This is a genomic window from Clostridioides sp. ES-S-0123-01, from assembly GCF_020658415.1.
Lineage (GTDB): Bacteria > Bacillota > Clostridia > Peptostreptococcales > Peptostreptococcaceae > Clostridioides.
In genome coordinates, this window is sequence record NZ_JACVWD010000003.1 from 630,408 (window position 1) to 656,821 (window position 26,414).

General features: G+C 27.4%; 22 protein-coding genes and 1 rRNA gene. 21 read left to right on the plus strand and 2 right to left on the minus strand.

Features of this window, described 5'->3' with window-relative positions:
• Positions 1–211 precede the first annotated feature (211 nt).
• Entirely contained in the window at positions 212–1,042 is an 831-nt protein-coding gene (locus IC175_RS09835) for a MerR family transcriptional regulator (protein ID WP_227824781.1), read from the minus strand.
• Between the two features lie 72 nt (positions 1,043–1,114).
• Here IC175_RS09835 and IC175_RS09840 point away from each other — a divergent pair, with 72 nt between their 5' ends.
• Together IC175_RS09840 and IC175_RS09845 are read left to right on the plus strand one after the other, a co-directional pair.
• Entirely contained in the window at positions 1,115–2,842 is a 1,728-nt protein-coding gene (locus IC175_RS09840) for an ABC transporter ATP-binding protein (protein WP_227851470.1), read from the plus strand.
• Positions 2,843–2,877: 35 nt separating this feature from the next.
• Positions 2,878–4,740, plus strand: a complete 1,863-nt coding sequence (locus IC175_RS09845) for an ABC transporter ATP-binding protein (protein WP_227851471.1) — start codon at positions 2,878–2,880, stop codon at positions 4,738–4,740.
• Positions 4,741–4,793: 53 nt separating this feature from the next.
• Here the strand turns inward: IC175_RS09845 and IC175_RS09850 are convergent, their stop codons facing one another.
• Complete coding sequence (locus tag IC175_RS09850) at positions 4,794–5,681, minus strand: LysR family transcriptional regulator (protein ID WP_227436635.1); 888 nt, start codon at positions 5,679–5,681, stop codon at positions 4,794–4,796.
• Positions 5,682–5,787: 106 nt separating this feature from the next.
• On the opposite strand from IC175_RS09850, the gene IC175_RS09855 reads away from it, so the two are divergent.
• The 19 genes from IC175_RS09855 to IC175_RS09945 all read left to right on the plus strand — a co-directional run.
• Positions 5,788–6,375, plus strand: a complete 588-nt coding sequence (locus IC175_RS09855) for a LysE family transporter (RefSeq protein ID WP_227436633.1) — start codon at positions 5,788–5,790, stop codon at positions 6,373–6,375.
• Between the two features lie 343 nt (positions 6,376–6,718).
• A complete protein-coding gene (locus tag IC175_RS09860; protein ID WP_227436630.1) occupies positions 6,719–7,408 on the plus strand; it encodes a polyphosphate polymerase domain-containing protein in 690 nt (229 codons plus the stop codon).
• A 77-nt stretch (positions 7,409–7,485) separates the two neighbouring features.
• Positions 7,486–8,160, plus strand: coding sequence for a DUF4956 domain-containing protein (locus IC175_RS09865; RefSeq protein WP_407812130.1), 675 nt, complete (start codon positions 7,486–7,488; stop codon positions 8,158–8,160).
• 16 nt (positions 8,161–8,176) lie between these two features.
• On the plus strand, positions 8,177–10,057 hold the full coding sequence (locus tag IC175_RS09870) for a CotH kinase family protein (protein ID WP_227851472.1): 1,881 nt from the start codon (positions 8,177–8,179) through the stop codon (positions 10,055–10,057).
• Between the two features lie 412 nt (positions 10,058–10,469).
• Positions 10,470–10,733 carry an ABC transporter permease subunit gene (locus IC175_RS09875; protein WP_227824795.1) on the plus strand — a complete coding sequence of 88 codons (264 nt, stop codon included), beginning with the start codon at positions 10,470–10,472 and terminating at the stop codon, positions 10,731–10,733.
• Positions 10,734–11,039: 306 nt separating this feature from the next.
• Positions 11,040–11,729, plus strand: a complete 690-nt coding sequence (locus IC175_RS09880) for a YczE/YyaS/YitT family protein (protein WP_227436626.1) — start codon at positions 11,040–11,042, stop codon at positions 11,727–11,729.
• Between the two features lie 430 nt (positions 11,730–12,159).
• Positions 12,160–12,699 carry a helix-turn-helix domain-containing protein gene (locus tag IC175_RS09885; RefSeq protein WP_021383760.1) on the plus strand — a complete coding sequence of 180 codons (540 nt, stop codon included), beginning with the start codon at positions 12,160–12,162 and terminating at the stop codon, positions 12,697–12,699.
• Positions 12,700–12,717: 18 nt separating this feature from the next.
• Complete coding sequence (gene potA, locus IC175_RS09890; protein ID WP_227851473.1) at positions 12,718–13,761, plus strand: spermidine/putrescine ABC transporter ATP-binding protein; 1,044 nt, start codon at positions 12,718–12,720, stop codon at positions 13,759–13,761.
• Between the two features lies 1 nt (position 13,762).
• Positions 13,763–14,599 carry an ABC transporter permease gene (locus tag IC175_RS09895; protein ID WP_227436623.1) on the plus strand — a complete coding sequence of 279 codons (837 nt, stop codon included), beginning with the start codon at positions 13,763–13,765 and terminating at the stop codon, positions 14,597–14,599.
• A gap of 104 nt (positions 14,600–14,703) precedes the next feature.
• Positions 14,704–15,378 (plus strand): ABC transporter permease, encoded by a 675-nt coding sequence (locus IC175_RS09900; protein ID WP_227436781.1) that lies wholly within the window; start codon positions 14,704–14,706, stop codon positions 15,376–15,378.
• Positions 15,378–16,430 (plus strand): ABC transporter substrate-binding protein, encoded by a 1,053-nt coding sequence (locus IC175_RS09905; RefSeq protein WP_227482919.1) that lies wholly within the window; start codon positions 15,378–15,380, stop codon positions 16,428–16,430. The genes IC175_RS09900 and IC175_RS09905 overlap by 1 nt, the downstream gene beginning before the upstream one ends.
• Positions 16,431–16,772: 342 nt before the next feature.
• Positions 16,773–17,621 (plus strand): diguanylate cyclase domain-containing protein, encoded by an 849-nt coding sequence (locus IC175_RS09910; protein WP_227436619.1) that lies wholly within the window; start codon positions 16,773–16,775, stop codon positions 17,619–17,621.
• Positions 17,611–19,275 carry a DUF2334 domain-containing protein gene (locus IC175_RS09915; RefSeq protein ID WP_227851474.1) on the plus strand — a complete coding sequence of 555 codons (1,665 nt, stop codon included), beginning with the start codon at positions 17,611–17,613 and terminating at the stop codon, positions 19,273–19,275. The genes IC175_RS09910 and IC175_RS09915 overlap by 11 nt, the downstream gene beginning before the upstream one ends.
• A 49-nt stretch (positions 19,276–19,324) precedes the next feature.
• The gene (locus IC175_RS09920) at positions 19,325–20,581 is read left to right on the plus strand and encodes a glycosyltransferase (protein ID WP_227436615.1); all 1,257 of its coding nucleotides are present in this window, start codon (positions 19,325–19,327) and stop codon (positions 20,579–20,581) included.
• Positions 20,582–20,603: 22 nt separating this feature from the next.
• Positions 20,604–22,685, plus strand: coding sequence for a cellulose biosynthesis cyclic di-GMP-binding regulatory protein BcsB (locus IC175_RS09925; RefSeq protein ID WP_227851475.1), 2,082 nt, complete (start codon positions 20,604–20,606; stop codon positions 22,683–22,685).
• Between the two features lie 37 nt (positions 22,686–22,722).
• The gene (locus IC175_RS09930) at positions 22,723–23,808 is read left to right on the plus strand and encodes a glycoside hydrolase family 113 (protein ID WP_227851476.1); all 1,086 of its coding nucleotides are present in this window, start codon (positions 22,723–22,725) and stop codon (positions 23,806–23,808) included.
• A 57-nt stretch (positions 23,809–23,865) separates the two neighbouring features.
• Positions 23,866–24,975, plus strand: coding sequence for a non-hydrolyzing UDP-N-acetylglucosamine 2-epimerase (wecB, locus tag IC175_RS09935; protein ID WP_227851477.1), 1,110 nt, complete (start codon positions 23,866–23,868; stop codon positions 24,973–24,975).
• A gap of 121 nt (positions 24,976–25,096) precedes the next feature.
• Positions 25,097–26,071 (plus strand): glycoside hydrolase family 73 protein, encoded by a 975-nt coding sequence (locus IC175_RS09940; protein ID WP_227831602.1) that lies wholly within the window; start codon positions 25,097–25,099, stop codon positions 26,069–26,071.
• A gap of 241 nt (positions 26,072–26,312) precedes the next feature.
• A 16S ribosomal RNA gene (locus tag IC175_RS09945) occupies positions 26,313–26,414 on the plus strand; the annotation flags it as partial.

Below are 26,414 nucleotides of genomic sequence, written 5' to 3' on the forward strand. Positions count from 1 at the left end.
GACTTTATAAAGATGCAGAAAAATGGCTATTAGATAACTCTAGAAATTAGTTTAAATATAAATAAAGATGTAGGTGATTTTATATAAAATCACCTACATCTTTTTAAATAAACTTCTGTATGCTTTAGATAATACTATTATAAAATTTATTTAATTTGCTATACTCATTATTAATCTTTACATTCATTTTTGTATTCTTTAGTATCTCCTTTTACATTTTAACTTCTGCTGATATTTGAGTTAGATATTCATTAGAATCTCTTACACTTATATCATATAGGAGATATTCTTCATAAACAAAATCTCCCATATATAAATTATTTTGATTGAAAAATTCTAATAGTTTTTCATAAGTTTTATTAATAGTTTCATAACTTCCTTTATGATAAGCAGTTACATAAAGCCCTTTTGGTTTGATTGATGTAGGATATTTCTTATAGTCTTTATTAACTTTTGTAAATAAATATGAATATGACTCAAAATCTCTATTCATTATATCTTCGCCTTTAATGATTGAACCAATCATACCATTATCACCTAAATCATAGTTATCCATAAAGTTAATACATTCATATAAAAAGTTTTCATCATCATCTCCAAGAAAGGGTTCTTTATAAGTAAGAGGCGTTTTGACTAAATACTCTTCCTCATGTTCTTCTAAAGTAATCGTATTTGCATCTATATTACATGCTTTTTTAGTAAATGAAATAGTAGACTCCATTAAAGCCTTAATATTATTCAATTTTTCAATTTCATTGTTAATATCAAGAGTTTTCTTTTCTAAAAGTTCAATTAGTAAATTCGGAGTTCGTTTATCTATATAAGCTTTAATTTCTTTTAAAGGCATTTTAATTTCCTTAAGAGAAGAAATTATACCAAAAATACTGAGTTGATGGTATGAGTAGTATCTATATCCGTTTTCATTCTTTAACTCTGGAGAGAAAAGACCTATATCATCATAATGAAAAAGCGTCTTTTTATTGACTCCACAAATCTTTGCAAATTCTCCAGTTGTGAAATAATTTTTCGAAATTTGACTCATAATTAAAATTCCTCCTTGACTATCCTGTTACAGTATAGTTTATCATAATATTCTATAAAGGAGTGTGATTGTATGAAAAAATTAATTCGTTTTTTAAAACCATATAGAGTTTTAATTGTTACAGTGCTGATGTTTACATTTTTACAAACTCTTGGAACTTTATATATACCAACACTTACAGCAAGTATAGTAAATAATGGTGTAGTAAAGGGGGATGTAGATTATATTGTAAAGACAGGTTTAATTATGTTGATAGCAGCAGGTATAACAGCTTTATCAGCTGTTTTAGTTTGCAAAGTATCATCAAATCTCTCATCTGGATTTTGTAGAGATATTAGAGAAGCAGTATTTATAAAATCACAAGATTTATCAATAAATGGTTTTAATAAAATAGGAACAGCTTCAATGATTACTAGGAGTACTAGTGATATTACTTTAATAGGTCAATCTTTGTTTATGTTTATTCAGTTGGTATTACCAGCACCAATCATAACAGTTTGTGGTTTATTCTTAGCATATTCTATAGATAAAGTAATGACAATTATTATTGTTACAGTAATGTTTCTATTCATGTTATCTGCGTTTTTGGTTGGTAAAAAAGTTATCAGATTGTTTAAAATGATGCAAATAAAGATGGATAATATGAATAGAGTATTACGTGAAGTAGTAACTGGAGTAAGAGTTATAAGAGCTTTTGATAGAAGTCGTTTTGAAAAAAAGAGATTTGATAGAACTGCAATAGATTATTCTGAAACAGCAATTTCAATAAATAAAATATTTGCAGTACTTATGCCTGTTGTAATGTTAATAATGAACTTAGGTATAGTGAGTATAATTTGGTTTGGTGGTATGAGAGTAAGTAATGGAAATATGGAGATAGGTCATATAATGGCACTGGTTGAGTATTGTATCTTAATATTATTTTATTTAATTATGGGAGTAATGGTATTTATGTACATACCTAGAGCAGGAGCTTGTGCAGATAGAGTAAACCAAATCTTAGACATAGAACCTGAAATTGTAGATGGAAATGGATATAAAGATATTACTTCAGAAAGAGGCCATTTAGTATTTAAAAATGTAACTTTTTCATATTCACAGTCGGAGGAACCTGTTTTAAACAATATAACATTTGAAGCAAAATCTGGAGAAGTAACTGCAATTATAGGAAGCACTGGTTCTGGTAAATCTACTATTGCAAATATAATACCACGTTTTTTTGAAATTCAATCTGGAGAAATATCTATAAATGGTCAAGATATTAAGAACATGCCTCAAAAAGAGCTTAGAGACAAGATTGGATTTGTACCACAAAAAGCCTTTTTATTTAGTGGGACAATAGAAGAAAATATAAGATATGGAAAAGAAGATGCAAGTATTGAAGAAGTAAAATATGCTGCAAATGTAGCCCAAGCTGATGAATTTATTTCTGATATGGAAGATAAGTATGATTCGTTCGTAGCACAAGGAGGAAATAACTTATCTGGTGGCCAGAAACAGAGAATATCTATTGCAAGGGCATTAGTTAGAAAACCAGAAGTATATGTTTTTGATGATAGCTTTTCTGCATTAGATTTCAATACAGATAAAAGGCTTAGAAAAGCATTGAAGAATGAAATTAAAGATTCATCAGCCATAATTATAGCACAGCGTATAAGTACAATTATGGATGCTAATCAGATTATAGTTTTGAATGATGGAGAAATTGTAGGTATAGGAAAACATAAAGAGTTACTTGAAAATTGTGAAGTTTATAAGCAAATCGCAGATTCACAGCTTAGTAAAGAAGAACTTGCATAGAGTGAAGAATCAATCTGTGTATTTGGAGGTGTAATATGAGTGAAAAAATAACAGAAAAACAAGATGTAGATGTACTTAGTTTTGAGGATGGTATGTCAGCAGAAAAAGCTAAAAATGCAAAAAAGACTACTAAAAGATTATTGAAATATATGAAGAAACAAAAATTTAAGTTATTAATGATTTTTATTTCAGTATTAGTAAGTTCAGCTCTTACAGTTTTAGCACCAATGGTTATGGGAAAAGCTATTGACCAATTATTTAATGGGATTAAAACTGCAGTTCAAACAGGTACAAAGTTCAGTGTGAATTTTAGTACTATGGGAGGTATAATATCAATACTTCTAGGGTTATATTTGATTAGTGCAGTATTCATATATATACAACAATATATTATGTCAGGGGTTGCACAAAATTTAGTTCTTAACATGAGAAAAGATTTAAGTGATAAATTAAATAAGCTTCCTCTTAAGTACTATGATTCCCACAAAAAAGGGGAAACACTTAGTATCGTCACAAATGATTTAGAGAAGGTAGCAGATAGTTTACAAGAAGGGTTAATGCAACTTATTACGGCAGTGGTCACAGTGATTGGTTCTATTGTAATGATGATAAGCATAAGTATACCACTTACAATAGTATCAGCTGTAACATTGCTTGTTTCCTTAGGTATTACTGTTATAATTGCAAGAAAATCACAAAATAGATTTTCAGAAAATCAAAAAGCATTGGGAGAATTAAATAGCAATATAGAAGAGATGTTTACTGGTCAAATAGTAGTCAAGGCATTTAGTAAAGAAAAAGATACTATAAAAAACTTCAAAGAATTAAATCAAAATCTTTATAATGCTAGTAGAAAAGCTCAATTCTCATCATATGCTATATCTCCAATTATTAGATTTATAAATCAAATTGGGTATGTTATTATAGCAGTTGTGGGAGGTGTATTTGCATCAACTGGAGCAATGACTCTTGGTAGTATACAGGCGTTTATACAATATGTAAATCAAGCATCAGAGCCTACTACAGAGATATCTTATATTGTAAATATGCTTCAAGCTGCAATTGCATCTGCAGAGAGAGTTTTTAAAGTTATGGATGAAGTTGAAGAAATAAAGGACAAAGAAGATTCAAAAGTTATCAATATGCCTAAAGGTAAAGTGGAATTTGAACATGTTAAATTTGGATATAGTGATGATTCTATTCTTATGAAAGATATTAATATTAAATTGAATGCAGGAGATAAGATTGCAATTGTTGGACCTACAGGAGCTGGGAAGACAACTCTTGTAAATTTACTTATGAGGTTTTATGAGATACAAGGTGGAAGAATTACTATTGATGGAGTTAATATAAAAGACTTAAAACGTGGAGAACTTAGAACTATGTTTGGAATGGTTCTACAAGATACATGGCTATTTAATGGTAGTATAAAAGAAAATATTGCTTATAGTAAGTCAGATGCTACAATGGATGAGATTGTAAATGCAGCAAAATCAGCAAGAGTAGACCACTTTATAAGAACTTTACCTCAAGGTTATGATACCGTATTGACTGAGGACGCTTCTAATCTATCTCAAGGTCAGAAACAACTTTTAACAATTGCCAGGGCAATACTTTCAGACCCATCAGTGTTAATTCTTGATGAGGCAACCTCTAGCGTAGATACTAGAACAGAGGTTGAGATTCAAAAGGCAATGAATAACTTAATGAAGGGAAGAACTAGCTTCGTTATTGCACATAGATTATCCACTATTCGTGATGCGGATTTAATATTAGTAATGAAAGAAGGTACTATTATTGAACAAGGAAATCACAAAGAACTTATTGAAAATAAAGGATTTTATGAAGAACTTTATAATAGCCAATTTTCAAGTGAATATGACGAAGAAGTTGTGTAATTAAAATAATTAATATGATAAGAAATAGATAGACTTATTTTAAATAAGTCTATCTATTTTTCATTTGAAACAACTAAATCAATAAATAATTGCATAAGGGGACTAATCCACTTATTTTTATGATGGCCACATACTGCTACAATGCTTCTATCATCTAACTCTGTATCTATTGCACATAGTTCTCCTGTCTTCAAATCATCTTCTACTGCAAACGTAGGAAGGTATGACACTCCCATATCATTTTTTACTAAATTTTTAATAGTAGGTATACTCCAGAGTTCAATCGTATGGTCTAGAGTAATATTTTTTTCATTTAAATATGATTCAAACATTTGTCTAAAAATACATGCTGGCTCATCTATTATGAAAGGTATATCTAATTCTTGGTTTGGAGTAATAAAATCAGGGAATTGTTTTTTTACTTTTGGAGATGCAACTAGTGTCAAAGGTGATTCTCCAACAGTATAGGTAGAAATAGAATTTCCCAAGCCTCCAATATCTTTATAAAATATTCCTAAATCAATGCTTCCTGCAAGCAAAGAATTTCTAATATCATAGCAATTCATTGAGCGAAGAAATAGCCTTGCATTTGGTGCCATTTCATGAAAACGTTTTAAAATAGGAGGTATTTTATAACAAATAAGAGTTTCTCCCATTGCGATATGTAAATCACCACGTAACTCAGACAAGTCAGTACCAAAATTCTTCATTTTATCAACAGAACATAGAACGTCATCCACATAAGGTATTAGATTTTTGCCAGCTTTAGTTAGAACCATTTTTCTTCCTATCTTTTCAAATAAGTGTGTAGATAGCTCTTGTTCTAACTGTTGCACTTGGAATGTTATTGTTGATTGTGTGTAATTGAGTTTATTTGCTGCTTTAGAAAAACTACCTTCTTCTATTATGGTTTTAAAAGTTTGTAGGTATTTAAAATACATGCTCATCCTCATTTCATTCAATATAATTGAAGTATAGATTTAAATATTTCGATTTTTTTTATTGTTTGATTTATAGTATTATAATATAAAAGGAGAGTGATTACAAGTGTTGAGTGAAGTTTTATTGTCTTTTTTACCATACGCATTTGTTACAGGTTTTACACCAGGACCTAATAATATTCTTGCATTAAACACAATTAGTAATAATGGATGGAAAAAAGGAAAGTCAGTGGTTATAGGAATTAGTATGGGATTTATATGTATTATGTTTATATGTGCTCTTGGATGCCTTGAATTATCAAAGTTTATACCAATGATTACTGGTATTATGAAGTACATAGGAGCACTTTATATTATTTGGTTAGCAATACAAGTAGCTAAGAGCAAACCAAACAATGATAGTGATGTGAAGAAAGAATCCTTTTGGACTGGATTTATTTTGCAGTTTGTCAATGTAAAAATTATAATATTTGCTATTACTGTATATACAGGGTATGTAATACCTGTGTCACAGTCAGTTGAATATTTATTATCAGCAGCAGTTTGTAATAGTATTGTAGGCATATCTGGGACTTTGACATGGGCTCTAGCAGGAGGTATTTTACAAAAATATATAAACAAGCATTATAAAGTAATTAATATTATTATGGCACTAGTACTTGTTTGGAGTGCAGTAAAACTAATTTTAACATAATTAAGCATATAAATTTAATTATTTAGTATTATAAATTTAGAAGATGGAATTATGGATTATATCATTTTGAATAAGAAACTTGATTTTTTATTTGAAATATTTAATTTATCTATAAATAACATCTTCTTTTTTTTACCTCTAAAACAACTATTCATTGACTATACAGAATCTAATACCATATAAAATTTAATAAATTTATAGAAATCTCATCAGCTTAATCTTGTTTGCCACATATATGCCATAAAGATGCACTTATTTTACGGAGATTTAACAAAGTCAAGTGAAGTATACTCTAAATATAAAATAAATCAAACATAGTTAAATGAATTGAGAGGTGATAATAATGGATAAGAAGTTAAACTATAGATTTGAGATGAAACACAAAATAACTGAAGCTGATGTCCTAGCTTTAAAATCAAGGCTTTATCCAATAATGAAAAAAGATAGAAATGCATCAAAAGATGGAAAGTATCTTATCAGAAGTTTATATTTTGACACTCCTGAAGATAAAGCACTTTTAGATAAGTTAAATGGAGTTGCAATGAGAGAAAAGTTTAGAATAAGATTTTATAATAATGACCTTTCTTATATAAAATTGGAGAAGAAAATAAAACATTATAATATGACATCAAAACTGTCAGCTAGTTTAACTAAAAAAGAAGTAGAGAAGATATTAAAAAATGACATTGAGTTTTTAAAAGAATCGACAAACTGCTTATTAAGAGAATTTTATTTAAAAATAAAATGTGAAAGATTGGAGGCAAAAAGTATAGTTGATTATGATAGAGAAGCTTTTGTCTATCCACTTGGAAATGTAAGAGTTACAATCGATAGCAATATTAAGACTTCTGTAAATTCAGTCAATTTATTCAATAAAGAATTGCCAACAGTATCAGTTATTGATGAAAATATGACTGTATTAGAAGTTAAATATGATGAGTTTATACCAGATTTTATAAAAGATTTGGTTCAGATTAATAAAACTACTTCTACAGCAGTTTCAAAGTATGCATCAAGTAGATTGTATATATAGGATTTAAATTCAAATTTTAGGTAAAGAGCGTCCAAATAAAATAAAAAAATTAAAAAATAGGAAGGATGATTTTAGTTATGACGTTTAACGATATTTTTAAATCAAGTTTTATAGAAAATGTATCAGGTTTTTCATTTGTAGATAGTGCTTTAGCTCTAGGTTCAGCATTTTTAGTAGGTTTGTTTATATATATGATTTACAAAAAAACCTATATGGGTATTATGTATTCTCGACCATTTAATGTGTCACTTGTAGCACTTACAATGCTTACAACTTTCGTAATATTGGCAGTTACATCAAATGTAGTTTTATCTCTAGGTATGGTTGGTGCTTTATCTATAGTAAGATTTAGAACAGCAATTAAAGACCCAATGGATTTGGTATTTCTATTTTGGTCATTAGGGTCAGGCATAGTTTTAGGTGCAGGTTTGATTCCATTAGCTGTTATGGGTTCAATAATCATGGGATTGATTCTAATATTCTTTTCAAACAAAACAATATCTGAAACACCATATATATTGATGGTAAATTGTAATAATGAGAATTCAGAAGATATTGCAACTGACAAAATTAAAAAAGTATTTTCTAAATATCAAATAAAATCAAAAAGTGTTACACCAGAAAAAGGTATAGAATTGGTATTTGAAGTAAGAATGAAAGACGGAGAAACAAGTCTTATAAATGACTTAAGCCAAGTCGATGGAGTTACTAATGCAGTTCTTGTAAGTTATAATGGTGACTATGTAGCATAGAGAGGAGTAATCTTTTATGAAAGATAAAAAATTTACCCTTCTTATCTCAATTATAGTTATATTTTTATGTGCAGTAGTTGGAGTTTACAGTACATATGGTAATAAAAATGTTGATTTATATAGCAATGTATATATTGAAAAATATTTTGACAGAGACAAGGTTATGGAAGTTAATATAGAAATAGATGAAAGTGACTTGGAAGATATGAATGAAAATGCTATAAAAGAAGAATTTAAAGTTGCAAAAGTAACTGTAAATGGAGACACATATGGAAACGTTGGTATAAGAACTAAAGGAAATTCAAGTCTTACATCTGTAGCAAATAGTGATAGTGATAGATATAGCTATAAGATTAATTTCGATAAATATAATACTAGTCAAAGTATGGAAGGTCTTACTCAATTAAACCTTAATAACTGTTATTCTGACCCATCTTATATGAGAGAATTTTTAACTTATAGTGTCTGTGAGGAGATGGGATTAGCTACTCCAGAATTTGCATATGCTAAAGTTTCTATAAATGGTGAATATCATGGATTATATTTGGCAGTAGAAGGGTTAAAAGAATCTTATCTTGAAAATAATTTTGGAGATGTAACTGGAGACTTATACAAATCAGATGAAGGAGCTTCATTACAATATGAGGGTGATGACCCAGATAGTTACTCAAATCTAATCGTTGAAAGTGACAAGAAAACGGCTGATTGGTCTAAAGTTACAAAACTACTAAAATCTTTAGATACAGGTGAGGATATTGAAAAATATCTTGATGTAGATTCTGTCCTCAAAAATATAGCAATAAGTACAGCTTTATTAAATCTTGATAGTTATCAAGGTAGTTTCGCTCATAATTACTATTTATATGAACAAGATGGAGTGTTTTCTATGTTGCCATGGGACTTTAATATGTCATTTGGTGGATTTAGTGGTTTTGGTGGAGGTAGTCAATCTATAGCTATTGATGAACCTACAACAGGTAATTTGGAAGATAGACCTTTAATATCTGCATTATTAAAAAATGATACATATAAAGCTAAGTATCATGAATATCTAGAAGAAATAGTAACCAAGTACTTGGATTCAGATTATCTGGAAAATATGACAACAAAATTACATGACTTGATAGCATCATATGTAAAAGAAGACCCAACAGCATTTTATACTTATGAAGAATTTGAAAAAAATATAACATCTTCAATTGAAGACTCTAGTGATAATAAGGGATTTGGTGATAAAGAATCTAATAATAAAGAATCTAACAATGAAAATAAGAGTTTTGAAAACAAGAGTAATGAAAAAGAAGTTAATGCTGAATTAACATTAAGCAAAGCCAAAACTAATACGGATAATGATACTCAAAATAACACTACAGATAATAGTGAAAATGAGAATAATACAAATACCAATAAAAGTGGTGATGATACTAATGAAAAGTCAGGAGGGCCTATGGGTAAAGGTGGAAAGTCAATACCAGGAGTTTTAGAAGTTGCAGAAAATATGAGTAAAACTATAAAAACTCAATTAAGTGGAGAATCTTCTTCAACTAAGGAAACTTCTGATGATAATAGTTCAAGTGAAAGTAAAGACACAGAAAATTCTGATGATAAGATGAGTGGCATGCCAGAGCCACCTGAAGGCATGGATGGTAAAACACCACCAGGAATGGGAAATATGGATAAGGGTGATATGAATGGTAAAAATGGAGATATGAATATAGATAGAAGTCAAGGTAATCCAAAGGAAGCTGGGGGTTTTGGTAATAAAGGAGGCGACTCTATGAATAAAACAACAACATACTCTAAATTAATTTTAGGTGGAGTTTCAATGATAATCATGTCAGTTATGCTAGTAGGTGTATCAAAGATAAACCGAAGAAGATTTATAAAGTCAAAATAGATTCAGATACAAATAATATTGATACTGTTAAGTAAATATCTACTTAACAGTATTTTTTTATTTTAATATCTTTGTTTTTAATAAAAAGTATTTTCTTATTAGTGTTAGATTAATAATCGTTGTAATTTCGTACATTTATAATTTTACAATGATATAGTAAAATTTAATTCTATTAAAAAAGTACATAGAAAAAAACGATTAGACAAAGTATGAAAAGTATAATACGATTATTTTGGGGTAAATGGAAAATAAATTTATATTTTGTAGAAATATCCATAAAAATGAATGTTTTAAATTTAACTTATATTAAAGTAAAGAGTGATGTGTAAGTTTAAAAATTATAAAGCTAAATTATGGTATATAAATAAAGTTTAAATTCATGTAAATAAAAATATCATCAAGTAATGTACAAATATTTAGAAGAATAGTTATGCCACAGGCTATAAGAGTAGCTATACCTGCATTATCTAATCACTTTGTAGATTTAATTAAGGGTTCATCACTAGCTTTTACTATAGGGGTAATAGAAATAATGGCAACAGCAAATTATAATGGCGGTAGTAAATATAAATATCTAGAAGCTTTCTTAGTAGCAGGATTTGTGTATTGGTTCATATTATTTGTATTTGGATTTATTCAAAAGAAAATAGAAGAAAAACTAAATGCTGCATACTAACAATAATATTACCATAATAAAATAAAAGCTATTTAAATATAATAAAATATGTTTAAATAGCTTTTATTATTTAATTATAAATAAAATTGAAAATATAGTGTTTAATTGTAGAAAACATAAATTATTTCTTCAAAAAAATAATCTGAAAATTTGTAACCAAATTGTAATAAAATGGTAGTTATTTAGCATAAAATGATGTATCATAGAGTTAGATTATAAAATTTATAAGATAGGATTTTTGCACGAAAACTGCTGACTTTTGGTATTTAAGGTGAGTAGTTAAATTATGTTTAGGAGGGGTAGATTTTGTTACAAAAAGTATTATGGAAATTTTCAAAGCTGGTTTTAGGTCTATTTATATGTTCAATTGGTATAGTATTGACGATAAATTGTAACCTAGGTTTATCTCCTTGGGATGTGTTTCATCAAGGTCTTTCAAATCATGTAGGAATAACTATAGGGACTGCCTCTATAATTGTAGGCTCTATAGTAGTTATAGCTGATGTTATTCTAGGTGAAAATGTAGGATGGGGAACTGTATTCAATATGTTATTAATTGGCTTTTTTATGGACTTACTTCTATATACTAACTTAATTCCAAAGACGGATAGTGTATTAATAGGAATAATTATGTTAATTTTAGGTTTGGGGCTTGTAGCTCTTGGAATGGTATTTTACATGGGAAGTGGTCTAGGAAGTGGACCCAGAGATGGTTTGATGGTTGCTCTTCAAAAGAAAACAGGAAAATCACTTAACTTAATAAGAGGAACTATAGAAGTTGGTGCATTAATAGTTGGATTTTTCTTAGGTGGAAAAGTTGGCATAGGAACTATAATAAGTGCATTTGGTCTAGGATATCTTACACAAATATTATTCAATTTGTTTAAATTAGATTGTAGTAAAATCAAACATAGATTTATAATAGATGATATAAAATTTATAAAATTGTATGTGAGCGGAGATAAAAAACCTGCTACTCAAAATATGGCTAAATAGCTCTATAAAGAATTAATTAGAAGTATATAGTAATTATAAATAAAAATTTTCTTGTAAATATATAAAATTTCAAATATTAAAAGATATGGATTGCTAAAAAACTATAAAATATAGATTTTTAGCAATTTTTTATTTACTTAACATATTCTAAGACTTTAAAAGCTTTTATATATGTTATATGAATTGATTTATTTATAATTAGAGATACTAAACTTTATAGATATTAATATAAACACATTCAAATTGTGTATTTTCAAAGCCTTTAAAATACTTGTATTTATTCTAACTAAAAAAATAAAAAAATTAGCAAAAAAGTCTTGTATTATATCTAAATTTTATATATAATTACCTATGTTGTTTACAAATTTTAAACTCAATGTTTAGTAAACAAAATGTTTAGTAAAATAAAACAAAAATTAGGAGGTGCAACATGGATATAGGTGAAAAGATAAAAAGATTAAGAACAGAAAAACAACTGACCCAGGAAGAGTTAGCTAATAGATGTGAATTGTCAAAAGGATTTATTTCTCAACTAGAAAATAACTTAACATCACCATCCATAGCTACCCTTATAGATATACTTGAGATATTAGGTACAAATTTAAGGGAATTTTTTAATGAAATAGATGACGAAAGAATTAGTTTTACAAAAGAAGACATGTTTGAAACTGAAGATGAAGATTTAAAATATAAATTAAAGTGGTTAATTCCAAATTCACAAAAAAATGAAATGGAGCCAATAATAATAACATTGTATCCAGGTGGACAATATAAAGAAGAAAAGCCACATGAAGGTGAAGAATTTGGATATGTATTAGCAGGTTCAATATATGTTCATATAGGCGAAAAGAAAAATAAGGTAAAAAAAGGAGAAAGCTTTTACTTTAGACCAAGAGCAAATCACTATATATCAAACGAAGGTAAAACGACAGCAAAAGTGATTTGGGTAAGTACGCCACCATCATTTTAGAATAGAGGTGTTTAATAAGTGGTAGAAAATATAATAGAATTAAGAGATATATCTAAGCATTATGAGGAACTTACTGTTTTAGATAATTTCAATTTAGATATAAAGAAAAATGAGTTTTTAACTTTACTTGGACCAAGTGGATGTGGAAAAACTACTACATTAAAAATAATAGCAGGGTTTGAGTATGCTGATGATGGTAAAGTTTTATTTGAAAGTAAAGAGATAAATAATTTGCCATCGTATGAAAGACAAGTAAATACAGTGTTTCAAAAATATGCTTTATTTCCACATATGGATGTATATGAAAATGTAGCTTTTGGACTAAAAATTAAAAAGACTCCAAAAGATGTAATAGATGCTAAAGTGAAAGAGGTTTTAAAACTTGTTGCACTAGAAGGCTTTGAAAGACGACAAGTTGACTCATTAAGTGGAGGACAACAACAGAGGATTGCAATAGCAAGAGCTTTAGTTAATGAACCAAAAGTATTGTTACTAGACGAGCCACTTGGAGCATTAGATTTAAAATTAAGACAAGAAATGCAAATAGAATTAAAAAGAATTCAAAAAAAATTAGGAATAACATTTGTGTTTGTAACTCATGACCAAGAAGAGGCTCTTACTATGTCAGATACTATTGTTGTAATGTACAAAGGTAAAATACAACAAATGGGAACACCTCAAGATATATACAATGAACCTAAAAATTCATTTGTAGCAAAGTTTATAGGTGAAAGTAATATATTTGATGGAATTATGATGGAAGATTATAAAGTAAATTTCTGTAATAGAGAGTTTGAGTGCGTAGATAAAGGATTTGAAAAAAATGAAAATATAGAAGTAGTAATAAGACCAGAAGATATAAAAATGGTAAAGCCAGAAGAAGGAATGTTAAAGGGGAAAGTTACATCTACAGTATTTAAAGGAGTGCACTATGAAATAGAATTAAATGAAAATGGAAGATTGTGGATACTTCATAATACTAAAAATGCTGAAGTTGGAGTAGAACTAGGCATGGACATATATCCAGAAGACATCCATATAATGAGAAAAGAGAGTAACTAATATGAAGAAGAAATCTTTTTTAGCATATCCATATGTAGTTTGGAGTGCGATATTTGTAATAATTCCTTTAATACTAGTAGTATTTTTCAGTTTTACAAAAGACTCAAGTACAGGTTATGCATTTACACTTGAGAATTATAAAGAAGTAATAGACCCTATATATATTAAAGTATTTGCTCGTTCTATTCTTTTAGCAGGAGTAGCTACATTGATATGTCTTGTAGTTGGTTATCCAGTGGCATATATAATTTCAAAAGCTCATGTAAGTAGAAGAGGTTCATTAATACTGTTGTTTATTCTTCCTATGTGGATGAATTTTCTTTTAAGAACGTATGCATGGGTAGCTATATTAGGAAAAAATGGACTTTTAAATACGTTTTTAGGATGGTTTGGAATACAGCCATTAGCAATTTTGTATACTAATGTTGCTATACTTTTAGGTATGGTATATAACTTTTTACCATTTATGGTTCTTCCAATATATACAGCACTTTCAAAGATGGATAATGATTTAATAAATGCTGCTCATGATTTAGGTGCAAATAACATGACAGTATTTAGAAAAATTATATTTCCTTTGAGTTTGCCTGGAGTAATGTCTGGAATAACTATGGTATTTATGCCAGCAGTTACTACTTTTGCAATATCAAGACTGCTAGGTGGAGGTAAAATAATGTTAGTTGGAGATTTAATTGAACAACAATTCACAGTTGTTGGAGATTGGAACTTTGGCTCAGCTATATCGATATTTATGATGATAGTAATATTAATATCCATGTCGATAATGTCAAAATTTGGAGATGAATCTGACAAAGAAGGTGGTGGGTTACTATTTTAAAATTAAAGAAAATAACTTCTAATATATATTTAGCATTAGTATTCTTATTTTTGTATGCACCCATATTTGCATTGGTACTATTTTCTTTTAATGATTCAAAATCAATGGCAAGATGGAATGGATTTACGTGGAAATGGTATGGTCAATTACTTCAAAATGAAAGTATAATGAGTGCTTTATATTACACTGTTGTTATAGCTATATTAGCATCTGTAATATCAACAATAGTAGGAACTATAAGTGCTATAGGAATACATAAGATGAGAGGGAAGAGTAAAAAATTAATACTGAATGTAAACTACCTTCCTATTTTAAATACAGAAATAGTTACAGCAGTAGCCCTTATGAGTCTATTTGTATTTGTAAAAATGGAATTTGGTTTTACAACAATGTTATTAGCACATATAATGTTTTGTTTGCCATATGTTATACTTTCAGTTTTACCAAAAATGAAGCAATTACCTGATAATATAGAAGATGCAGCTATGGACTTAGGAGCAACACCTATGTATGCTCTTAGAAAAGTAATTTTACCACAAATAAAACCAGGTATAGTTTCTGGATTTTTGATTGCATTTACTATGTCAATAGACGACTTTATAATAAGTTTCTTTAATGCTGGAAATGGTGTAAGTAATCTTTCTATAGAAATCTATGGAATGGCTCGAAGAGGTATAAAGCCTGAAATAAATGCATTATCAACGATAATGTTTGCGGTGGTTTTAGGATTACTTCTATTGGCTAATAAAAAAGAATCTATAGTAAGGGGGACTAAATAATGATTAAGTTTAAGAAAATAATATCCCTTATAACTGTAGGTATGATTACAGCAACTTTATTTACAGGATGTAATAAGTCAACAGATTCTACAAAGGTTCTAAATGTATATAATGTTGGTGATTATATAGATGAATCTCTTATAGATAAGTTTGAAAAAGAAACAGGAATAGAAGTTCAGTATTCAACTTATGATACTAATGAAATGATGTATCAAAAGGTTAAGAGTGGTAGCACTCATTATGATTTAGTTTTTCCATCAGATTATATGGTAGAAAAAATGAAAAATGAAGGTCTTTTGGAAAAAATAGATTTTAAAAATATACCTAATATGAAGTATTTAGATAAGAGTTTTTTAAATCCTGTATATGATGAAACTAATGAATATAGTGTTGCATATATGTGGGGTACTCTTGGAATCTTATATAATAAAAAAGAAGTTAAAGAGCCTATAGATAGTTGGAATATACTTTGGAATCCAAAATATAAAGGAAACATGATGATGTTTGACTCTGTTAGAGATACTATAGGGATAACCCTTAAAAAATTAGGATACAGTATGAATAGTGTAAATCCAAAAGAAATAAATGAAGCAAAAAATCTTTTAATAAAGCAAAAGGATTTGGTCTTAGCATATGTAAACGACGAAGGAAAAGATAGATTATTAGGTGGAGAAGTTGCAATGGGGATGTTGTATTCTGGAGATGCAGTTACATTGATGGATCAAAATCCTGACCTTGATTATGCTATACCTAAAGAAGGTACAAACAAGTGGGTGGATGCTATGTGTGTACCTACAACAGCACAAAATAAAAAAGAAGCTGAGTTATTTATAAACTTCTTGCTAGACCCAGAAAATGCAAAAGTAAATGCTGAGTATATTGGATATTCAACACCTAATACAGGAGCACTAAAGTTATTGGACCCAGAAATAACTAGCAATCCTGTTGCATATCCATCTAAGGATGTACTTGCTAAATGTGAAACTTTTGAAGATATTGGTGAAAACATCAAGTTATACGATAAGGCTTGGATAGAGTTAAAATCAAAATAGAGTATTATTTATTTAATAATATTTACTTAATAAAACTGTTCTTATTTAGAAATTATTTTCTAATTATTGAACAGTTTTATTTTTTTGCTTATACATAAATATGTGTATGTTATAGATATATATAATTTATTTACTATAAATACATACATGATAATTATTTTAAAGATAAGCAAATAGATAGCATTAATTTTAAATATTTGCTTGTTTTTTTATTATTTATTTATATATATATAATTTAATTTATTTTTATTAAGTTAAAAAATTATTTACATATTGATTTTAATAATAATTAGAAAAAATGGGCAACTTAATAAAATAATTGGAGGTGTAAATTTATAAAAAATGAATGGGACAAATAAAAAGATAGATTTATTAATGTTAAGTTTGTTTGTTTTTATATTTTTAATTGTTGGGATAGTAATACTATCTATTAGAACAGAAAATAAACTGAATGTATTTATAATGTTATCAGTTATTTTTTTTATAATAATGTTAACTTATTTATCAAACTCAGTAGTTGGTTTAATAACAAGTTCAATAACTATATTTATATATACATCCTATATTTTATATAACAATATTACTCACAATATAGATGTTGAGTTTATATCATATATATGGATAATAGCAATACCAATATCTTCAATTATAATGGGGAACATAAATAAAAACATAAATGAATTACAACTTACAAATATAAAATTAACTGAACAATATAAGGAACTAGTAACTATAGATAATGAAACTGGGCTTAGAAACTTAAAAATTTTTTATAATGATGTAGATATGGAAATAAGTAAGTCAGTCAGATATACTACTACTTTTTCTCTTATGATAGTAAAATTACCATATTATGAAAACCTACAGACTATATTTGGTGAAAGTAAAACTAACAAAATAGTAAAATATATTAGTTCAAATATTGTGGAATGTACAAGAAATGAAGATATAATATACAGTTTACAAAAAGATATGATAGGAATACTGATGCCAAACACAGCATTAGAAGGCTCAAAAGTTGTTAGAGATAGAATAAAGAAGAGGATAAAAGAGTTAAACTTAGATTTAAATAATAAAGGAAGATATGTAAATATAGATGTGAAAATTGCAATTTTAGAGTATAAAGATACTTTTGGAGACAGTATAAATTTTAAGAATATGGTTGAAGAGGAATTGCAGTATGATGTTTAAAACTTACAATAAAAATTTATCTAAAGTGTTAATTGCGCTTTTAATAGTATTGATAATGTCAAATTTTAATATATGCTCATATGCGGTAGAGACTTATTCTAATACAAATAAGGTACTGGTTATTTATGATTCTAAGAAAGAAACATCTTACAATCGAGATATCTTGAAAATTGTGAGGACTCTATTAGGTAGATTTAGCTCAAATATAGAGTTATTAAAATTAAGCAACTATGATAATGAGATAAATGAAACTTATTATAGTCATATATTTATTATAGGAATAAATGAAAATTCATATAGTAATGATGAAAAAACTAACACCTTAATTAATTCATTAGATTCTTATAAAGGAGTCATCTGCTGGTTAGGGCATGGTATAGAAAATCTGTTGGAATATAAGAAATATAACTTAGAATATGTAAAAAAAACAAATAATATAAACAGTGTAACCTATAAAGGTAAAGAGTATAACTTGGAGGAACACTATTTATTTAATATTGTAAAATCAACAGATAAAAACAATAAAATTATAGGAACTATTAGTGATACAGTAAATGAATATCCGTATATTGTAAATGATAAAAATCTTTTCTATGTGTCAAAGTTGGATTTAGATGGTGTTTTATTTTATATATTTTGTGATTCACTAAATGATGTGTTTAATGTTAAAACTTTCAATAAAGGTCGTATATTCGTAAGAATAGAAGATGTACATGCATTTAGAGAACCAAAAGAATTAATAAAAATAGCTGATTATTTAAGCAATAAGAATATACCATTTACAATTGCTTTGATACCAGCTTATGTAAATCCTAAAAATCATAAGATAACGACTTTATCAGAAAGCCCTGAGATTGTTAAAGCAGTAAAATATATGCAAGATAAGGGTGGTACAGTGATATTACATGGATACACACATAAATATAAAAATGAAGAAGTTTCTGGAGAAGGATATGAATTTTGGGATGGGGAAAAAGATGAGCCATTAAAAGAAAATATGACAATTTTTGTGAAAGATAGGGTTTTAAAAGGGCTTAGAATATGTATAGAAAATGGAATTTATCCTCTTGCATTTGAAGCTCCTCATTATGCAATAGAATCTGAAGGATATAAAGAATTAAAAAAATATTTTTCTACTTATGTAGGGCAACATCAAAATAATGATAAAAAATTTAGCACAAATACGTATCCATATGTAATTAGGGATACAGAAGAATTTAACATATTCATTCCTGAAAATTTGGGATATATAGACCCAGAAGATAAACTTACTTTTCAAAACATAAAAGAAAATTTAGATACACTATCTATTGTCAGAGGTTTTAGTGGTGGTTTTTTCTTTCATTCGTATTTAGATATAAAATATTTGAAAGATACAATAGAATACCTAGAAAAACAAAATATAGAGTTTTTGGATTTAAGAGATTTTGATAATTGGGTAAAGGTTGATGAGATACAAATAAGAAATAATGGTAATGAAATTAAAGTCAACTATGATAGAAATTTAGAAAAAAATAAAGAAGATGAAACTAGGTTTAAATCTATATCTAAAATCAGCAAAATTTTAATATCAATAGTATCTATAAGTGTTTTAGTTTTTGTAATTATATTTATATATTTTAAAAAAATAGATAAAAAGAAATTTTTAAAATAAAAAAGTTTAGATGAAGTGCTAATATTTAAAAAGATTTTAGGTGAATTTTATGAGAGGATTAAATGTATCAGAGTATCTATTTATATTTAGTTTATTTAGTATATGGTCTTTACTACTTATAAATATAGTTTTAGCTATGGGGGGATATCTATTTTATTTTAAGAACTTTGATAAAAAAATAAAAAAAATTGATAGATATCCAGTGGTATCAATACTTGTTCCTGCTCATAATGAAGCAAAGGTGATAGGTAGGACTGTGGAATCTTTATTACTACTTAATTATCCTAAAGATAAAATGGAACTTATTGTGATAAATGACAACTCTTCTGATAATAGTAGAGAAATTTTAGAAAGCATAAAGAGTAAATACAAAAACTATAATTTTACTATTATAAATACAGATAGCATGACTGGAGGTAAGGGAAAATCAAATGCATTAAATATTGGATATAAAATTTCAAAAGGAGAGTTTATAGCAGTATATGATGCAGATAATACCCCAGATAGAGATGCACTTAGGTATTTAATACAAACAATAGTTCTAGATGATGAATTAGGTGCTGTTATTGGAAAGTTTAGAACTAGAAATAAAAGTAAAAATCTATTGACGAAATTTATAAATATTGAAACCTTAAGCTTTCAATGGATGTCTCAAGCTGGTAGATGGCAATTATTTAATTTATGTACAATACCAGGAACTAACTTTATATTGAGAAAAAGTATTATAGAAGAAATTGGGGGATGGGATAGCAAAGCAATTGCAGAAGATACAGAAATTAGCTTTAGAATATATAAGTTAGGATATAAAATAAAGCTTGTGCCACAGTCGATAACATGGGAACAGGAACCAGAAACTATTAAAGTTTGGATAAAGCAAAGGACCAGATGGGCAAAAGGGAATATATACGTTTTAATGAAATATATAAAAAATATATTTAAACAAGGTAAAAATAAAATTGTATTTGATATAGCCTACTTTTTTTCTGTATATTTTCTATTTTTAACATCTGTTATTATCTCAGATATTTTATTTGTTTTAAGTGTATTTAAATTAATAGAGATTTCTATTCCAATCAACTTTATTATAATATGGATACTATCATACATTTTATTTATCATAGAAGTGAGTATAAGCTTAACTATAGAAAAAGGTGAGGCTACAATTGAGAATATATTTATAGTAGCACTTATGTATTTTACATATTCTCAACTATGGCTATTTGTTGCTATAAAAGGAATGGTAGAGTATTTAAAAGATATAATTTTTAAAAGAGAAGTTAAATGGTATAAAACGGAAAGATTTTAATTCATGTACAGGAGGTATTAACATGAAAAAATTTGTTGTATTAATTGTATCTTTAGTATTGTTTTTTTCAAATATCGCATTTGTAGATGAAGTAAAAGCTGATGAAACCAAAGTCAAAAATTATAAGTTTGAAAGAGATGTAACTATTGATGGAGTTATAGGTAGCAATAGTACTTTTTTTGAAGTAAACAAAAATTGGGATGTTGAGGAAGTATTATTTAATCTTAATTTTAGTAAGAGTCAAATATTAAATGGAGATGTTTCAAGTTTAACTATCTTAATAAATAATGTACCAATAAAATCGATTAAACTAAATGCCGAAAAAGATTATAAAGATACATTAAAAGTATCAATACCTAAAGATTATATAATACAAGGATATAATGAAATAAAAGTAAAAGCATATAAAACAATATCTGACAAAATATGTCAGGATGATTCTAACACTGGGAACTGGATGGTTATTCATAAGGAATCTTATACATCAATTAGATATAAGCAGAAAAAATTGGGCAATTCAATAAATGAGTATCCATATCCATATATAGAAATTGAAGAAAATTTTAAATTAGATACAACTTTAGTAGTTCCAGATAATATGAGTAGAGGTGAATCTACAGCTGTGTTTAATTTAGCATCAGAATTTGGAAAAATAACACAGAACGATAAGCTACAGTTTGACGTTAAATTATATTCAGAAATGAAGAACTGGTCAGATGATAACATTATATACATTGGTAAACCTGAAAATACAGCAGAAGAAATTTTGAATATTCTAAGTGCAAAGGAACAAACTTTATTATCTTCAAATTGTATAATTAAGCAGATAAATTCTCCGTATAACAATAATAAGAAGATGCTGGTGGTAATAGGTAGTAATGAAGAAGATTTAATAAAAGCATCTAAAGTATTGATAGACAATAGACTTTCTAATCAAATTCTATCATCATCAATACTTGTAAATAAAGATACTAATATAAAGATTGATGGTGAACAAGAATTAAATTTAGGACATATGACTTTAGAAGAATTAGGATATGCAGATATTTTATTGGAAGGTGCATTTAGTCAACAAGCTTTATTTGATGTTAGAATACCAAAAGGTAGAAAGTTAAATAATGGTTCAAAGATTGTTTTAAATTTAAGATATTCTGATAATTTGGATTTTGACAAGTCATTAGTTACAGTATATATAAATGATGTTGTTGTAGGAAGTAAAAAATTAGATAGAGCATATTCAGACAATGACAAGCTAGAATTAAAAATACCTAAAGATATAGATAATAAAAACTACTATCAAGTTAAGTTGGTGTTTAATTTAAATATAAAAAATTTAAATTGTGTTACAAGAGAAAGTAATAATCCTTGGGCATACGTGTCAAATAGTTCTTACTTGGAATTATCGACAAAAGAAAATCAGTCACTGAATTTTGAAAGTTATCCATATCCATTTGTTAAAAATGATAGGTTTAATGATTTAACTGTAATAATGCCAGATTATTCTGGGTCTCAAGCAATGACATGGATGTCCAGACTAGGTGTTAATTTAGGTGCAAATATTAGTTCACATGAAGGAAACATAAATGTAATTAGAGGAAAAGAGTTTATCAATAAATATAAAGATGCGAATATTATAGTTTTTGGAGCACCACTTAACAACTCTGTTATAAAGATGATAAATAGCAACTTAAATGTAAAGTTCAATAAAAACTATTCTAACTTTTTATCAAATGATAAGATAAGCTTTATTGACGATTATGGTAAAAATATTTCATCAATACAATTGATAAAATCACCTTACAATAATCAAAGAAATATTATGGTAATCAGCTCAATAGATGAAAAAAATTTATATTTAGGAATGGATTATTTATTAAATAAAAGTCAAGGCAATGATTTAAAAGGAGATACACTAACAATTGATGAATATGGAGAAGTAAAAGATTTAAATTACAATACAAAAATAAATAAAGAAATAAAAGATTCAAGTAGAGAATTGAATATAAGTAAAACAGCTAAAGTTTTTTTTGTTGTTTCTTTTATTGTTATAACTGTAGCTATAATTCTATCAATATTATTTATCAAGAAATATAAAAGAAGATAATACAGTAAACTTATTATTTTAAAATGAGGTATATGATTTGAATAAAAATATAAACAAATTTAAATTTAAGAAAAATATTTTAATCTTAGGAATTATTTTAACTTTTGTATTTATAATTTATTTTGTAAATATTGAATTAAAAAATAGAAGTTTAGTAGATAGCCAGTATGAGGGCAAGATTAAATCAGCCAATTTATCTATAGATTATGAAATAAATCAAGTTATGAAGGATATAGATAAGCTAGGATTGAATACAATAAATGTACCTATAGTTATAACTGTAGATGATATTAATTCTGATATCATGTCAATAGATAATAATAGCAAAAAAAAGGCAATCAAACTAATAAAAAAATTAAACAAGCAGGGTATTTCCACAATATTGGAAGCATATCCATGGATAAAAAATGGAGAGTTGTATGAGACAGATTGGAATCCTATGAATAAAAAAAGATTTTTTTATAACTGGCAAAATACTGTATTAAATGAACTTATAGAAGATGTAGCAAATCCATTGGATGTAAAGGTTTTAAATGTAGGCTCTAATTTTGTATACCTAGAAGAATATCAACAAAATTGGGGTGAAATAATAGATTTTGTACAATCAAAATTTGATGGTCTTGTAACATATAGAACTAATTGGTGGTATACGAGAAAAGGTGATTTAAATAGTAAATTATCTTATGAACAAAAACTAAATAATAATTTTTTTGATAAGTTAGACTTTATATCCATAGCAGCGTATTTTGAGTTAAGTGATAAATCTGTCAATACAGTTGACGAATTGGTTTCTGCTTTATATTCATCTACTGTGAATAATAGAGGACAAAATATAAAAGAAGAACTATATAATCTTTATAAGGTTCATCATAAACCGATATTTTTTGGAGAATTAGGCTTTTCAAATAGAGAAAATGCAAGTTCTCAACCATGGAATCATGTTCCTTCAGAAATTATAAATGATGAAGAACAAGCGAGATGCTTTGAAGCATATAGGAGAGTTTTTGAAAAAGAGGATTGGATAAATGGTTTTTCTGTGTTTTGTGTAGGTAAAATTGATGAAGAAAAAAACTTTTATCCATCAAAAGAGAGTATAAAGATTATTAAATCTTGGTATAAATAAATTTGTTATATAAATAGACAATTATAGTATATAAATAGTTGATTAGGAGAGATATAAATGAATGACATCAAGGTTATGACTGTATTTGGAACTAGACCTGAAGCTATCAAAGTAGCTCCTTTAATTAAGGAACTTGAAAAAAGAGAGCATATAAAAAGTATTGTGTGTGTGACAGCACAACATAGAGAAATGCTTGACCAGGTTATAGAAACTTTCAATATAAATGTAGACTATGATTTAGACATAATGAAAAAAGGGCAAAGTTTAAATGATATAACATGTAAAGTTTTAAATGAACTTCCCATGATTATAGATAAAGAAAAGCCAGACGTAATCTTAGTACATGGAGATACAACGACAACTCTAGCTACTAGTTTAACTGCATTTTATAGTAAAGTTCTAGTAGGTCATATAGAAGCAGGACTTAGAACTTATGATAAATATTCTCCATTTCCAGAAGAACTAAATAGACAACTTACAGGAATTATTGCTGATATACACTTTGCTCCTACTAATTTGGCAAAACAAAACCTAATTTCAGAAGGAAAGTCTGAAGACAATATATTTGTAACAGGCAATACTGCAATTGATGCATTAAAGATGACAATAAGAGAAAATTATACTCACCCTATAATGGATAAGCTTGGTGATGACAGAATGATTTTATTGACTTCTCATAGGAGGGAAAACTTAGGAGAACCTATGAGAAATATATTTAGAGCTGTAAAGCGAATAGTAGATGAATTTGAAGATGTACAGGTAGTATATCCTATACATTTAAATCCTGAAATACGTAGTATAGCCAGTGAAGTATTTGAGAAAAACACTAAAAAAATTCACATTATAGAGCCTTTGGAGGTAGTTGATTTTCACAATTTTTTAAACAAATCATATATGATAATGACTGATAGTGGTGGAATACAAGAAGAGGCTCCATCGCTAGGGAAACCAGTACTTGTGTTAAGAAAAAAGACAGAAAGAATAGAAGGTATTGAAGCAAAAACACTTAAATTAATAGGTACAAATGAAGAAAATATATATAATTCTGTAAAACAATTATTAACAAATAGAAATAATTATATTCAAATGAGTAAAGCTTCAAATCCATATGGGGATGGAAATGCAAGCAAGTATATAGTGGATATAATAGTAAAAAAATTTAATTGAAGATACTTAAATTAGCTTTTGTTAGCTTAATTTAAATTTTATATAAGACAGAATTAAAATATAACGACTTAATATAAAAATTATGATAAGATAAGGAATACAATTAGCAAGGGGGAATAATATGGCTAGAAAATGTATAAAAAATTTAGGCAAAAATAAAGCTGTAAGAAGGTTAAAGCTTGTATTTAAGAAGATATTTATTACTGTGTTTATAATAGCAAGTATAATAGCTGTTTTTAATATAACAAAATATTTTGAAGACTTATATAAGGTAAGAGATATAAAAACTACTAAAATTGAATACTATATGGATGTAGCTGATGAAGCAGGGGGCGGAAAAGTTCAATTAAGCTGGAAGGAGTTACTTGCTATAGATATGGTAATTTATGATGAAGATTTAAGTAATATAAAAAAGAAAGATACATTAAATGTTGGTGAAAAATTTATAGTAGAAGACAAAAATGATAAAGGAGAAAAAGTATACAAGGTAAAAAAGTTTAAGAAAGTATTGAATGAATTGAAATTTGACGCTTCTCAAAAAAGTAGAGCAAAAAAATACATGAAGGATTTAGAATACACATATCTTGGAAATAAGGAACTAAAAGATAGTGATGAAAAAATTAAGTTTATAAAGAAATTAGAAGACTCAGCTATAAGAGAGTATATCGATTATGGTATATTACCATCTATAACAATTGGACAAGCAATATTAGAATCTGGGTGGGGCAATTCTAAACTTACAAAGCAAAGTAATAATTTATTTGGTATAAAGGCAGATAAAGCGTGGAAGGGAAAAAGTGTAGCAATTTCAACTTCTGAACATTATAATGAAAAAATTGTAGCAAGTTTTAGGTCATATGGCTCATTAGAGGACTCTGTAAAAGACCATGGTTTATTTTTAGTAAATAATAAAAGGTATAGAAAAAATGGATTGTTTGAAGCAAAAGACTATATTAGTCAGGCACAAGCATTAGAAGATGCTGGATATAGTACAGCTGAAGATAAAAGTGGGAATCGTATATATGCAGAACTACTAATAGAGGTTATTAGAAGCTATAACTTACAATTAATAGATAATAAAGTGGAAACAAAATAAGGATTAATTCTACATGAAAGTGTAACAAGATAAATTTGTTTTATACAAAAGAATAGAAAAAATGTAAAAAAACATAAAAAAATGTATTGACTTGTTATTTGAAAGGTGATATTATTATTACTGTACTCGAAAGAGAACAAAATGAACTTTGAAAATTAAACAGTAGGTTAATTTATAAAACAAGAAACAAACCATAAAGCCAGATATTTAGATAATAATAGTATCTGAGCCTGATAAACTTTTATTTGAGAGTTTGATCCTGGCTCAGGATGAACGCTGGCGGCGTGCCTAACACATGCAAGTTGAGCGATTTACTTCGGTAAAGAGCGGCGGACGGGTGAGT

Coding starts and splice junctions, on each gene's coding strand:
- IC175_RS09835 (WP_227824781.1), bottom strand. CDS start 1,042: ATGAGTCAAATTTCGAAAAATTATTTCACAACTGGAGAATTTGCAAAG.
- IC175_RS09840 (WP_227851470.1), top strand. CDS start 1,115: ATGAAAAAATTAATTCGTTTTTTAAAACCATATAGAGTTTTAATTGTT.
- IC175_RS09845 (WP_227851471.1), top strand. CDS start 2,878: ATGAGTGAAAAAATAACAGAAAAACAAGATGTAGATGTACTTAGTTTT.
- IC175_RS09850 (WP_227436635.1), bottom strand. CDS start 5,681: ATGTATTTTAAATACCTACAAACTTTTAAAACCATAATAGAAGAAGGT.
- IC175_RS09860 (WP_227436630.1), top strand. CDS start 6,719: ATGGATAAGAAGTTAAACTATAGATTTGAGATGAAACACAAAATAACT.
- IC175_RS09865 (WP_407812130.1), top strand. CDS start 7,486: ATGACGTTTAACGATATTTTTAAATCAAGTTTTATAGAAAATGTATCA.
- IC175_RS09870 (WP_227851472.1), top strand. CDS start 8,177: ATGAAAGATAAAAAATTTACCCTTCTTATCTCAATTATAGTTATATTT.
- IC175_RS09885 (WP_021383760.1), top strand. CDS start 12,160: ATGGATATAGGTGAAAAGATAAAAAGATTAAGAACAGAAAAACAACTG.
- IC175_RS09895 (WP_227436623.1), top strand. CDS start 13,763: ATGAAGAAGAAATCTTTTTTAGCATATCCATATGTAGTTTGGAGTGCG.
- IC175_RS09900 (WP_227436781.1), top strand. CDS start 14,704: ATGGCAAGATGGAATGGATTTACGTGGAAATGGTATGGTCAATTACTT.
- IC175_RS09905 (WP_227482919.1), top strand. CDS start 15,378: ATGATTAAGTTTAAGAAAATAATATCCCTTATAACTGTAGGTATGATT.
- IC175_RS09910 (WP_227436619.1), top strand. CDS start 16,773: ATGAATGGGACAAATAAAAAGATAGATTTATTAATGTTAAGTTTGTTT.
- IC175_RS09915 (WP_227851474.1), top strand. CDS start 17,611: ATGATGTTTAAAACTTACAATAAAAATTTATCTAAAGTGTTAATTGCG.
- IC175_RS09920 (WP_227436615.1), top strand. CDS start 19,325: ATGAGAGGATTAAATGTATCAGAGTATCTATTTATATTTAGTTTATTT.
- IC175_RS09925 (WP_227851475.1), top strand. CDS start 20,604: ATGAAAAAATTTGTTGTATTAATTGTATCTTTAGTATTGTTTTTTTCA.
- wecB (WP_227851477.1), top strand. CDS start 23,866: ATGAATGACATCAAGGTTATGACTGTATTTGGAACTAGACCTGAAGCT.
- IC175_RS09940 (WP_227831602.1), top strand. CDS start 25,097: ATGGCTAGAAAATGTATAAAAAATTTAGGCAAAAATAAAGCTGTAAGA.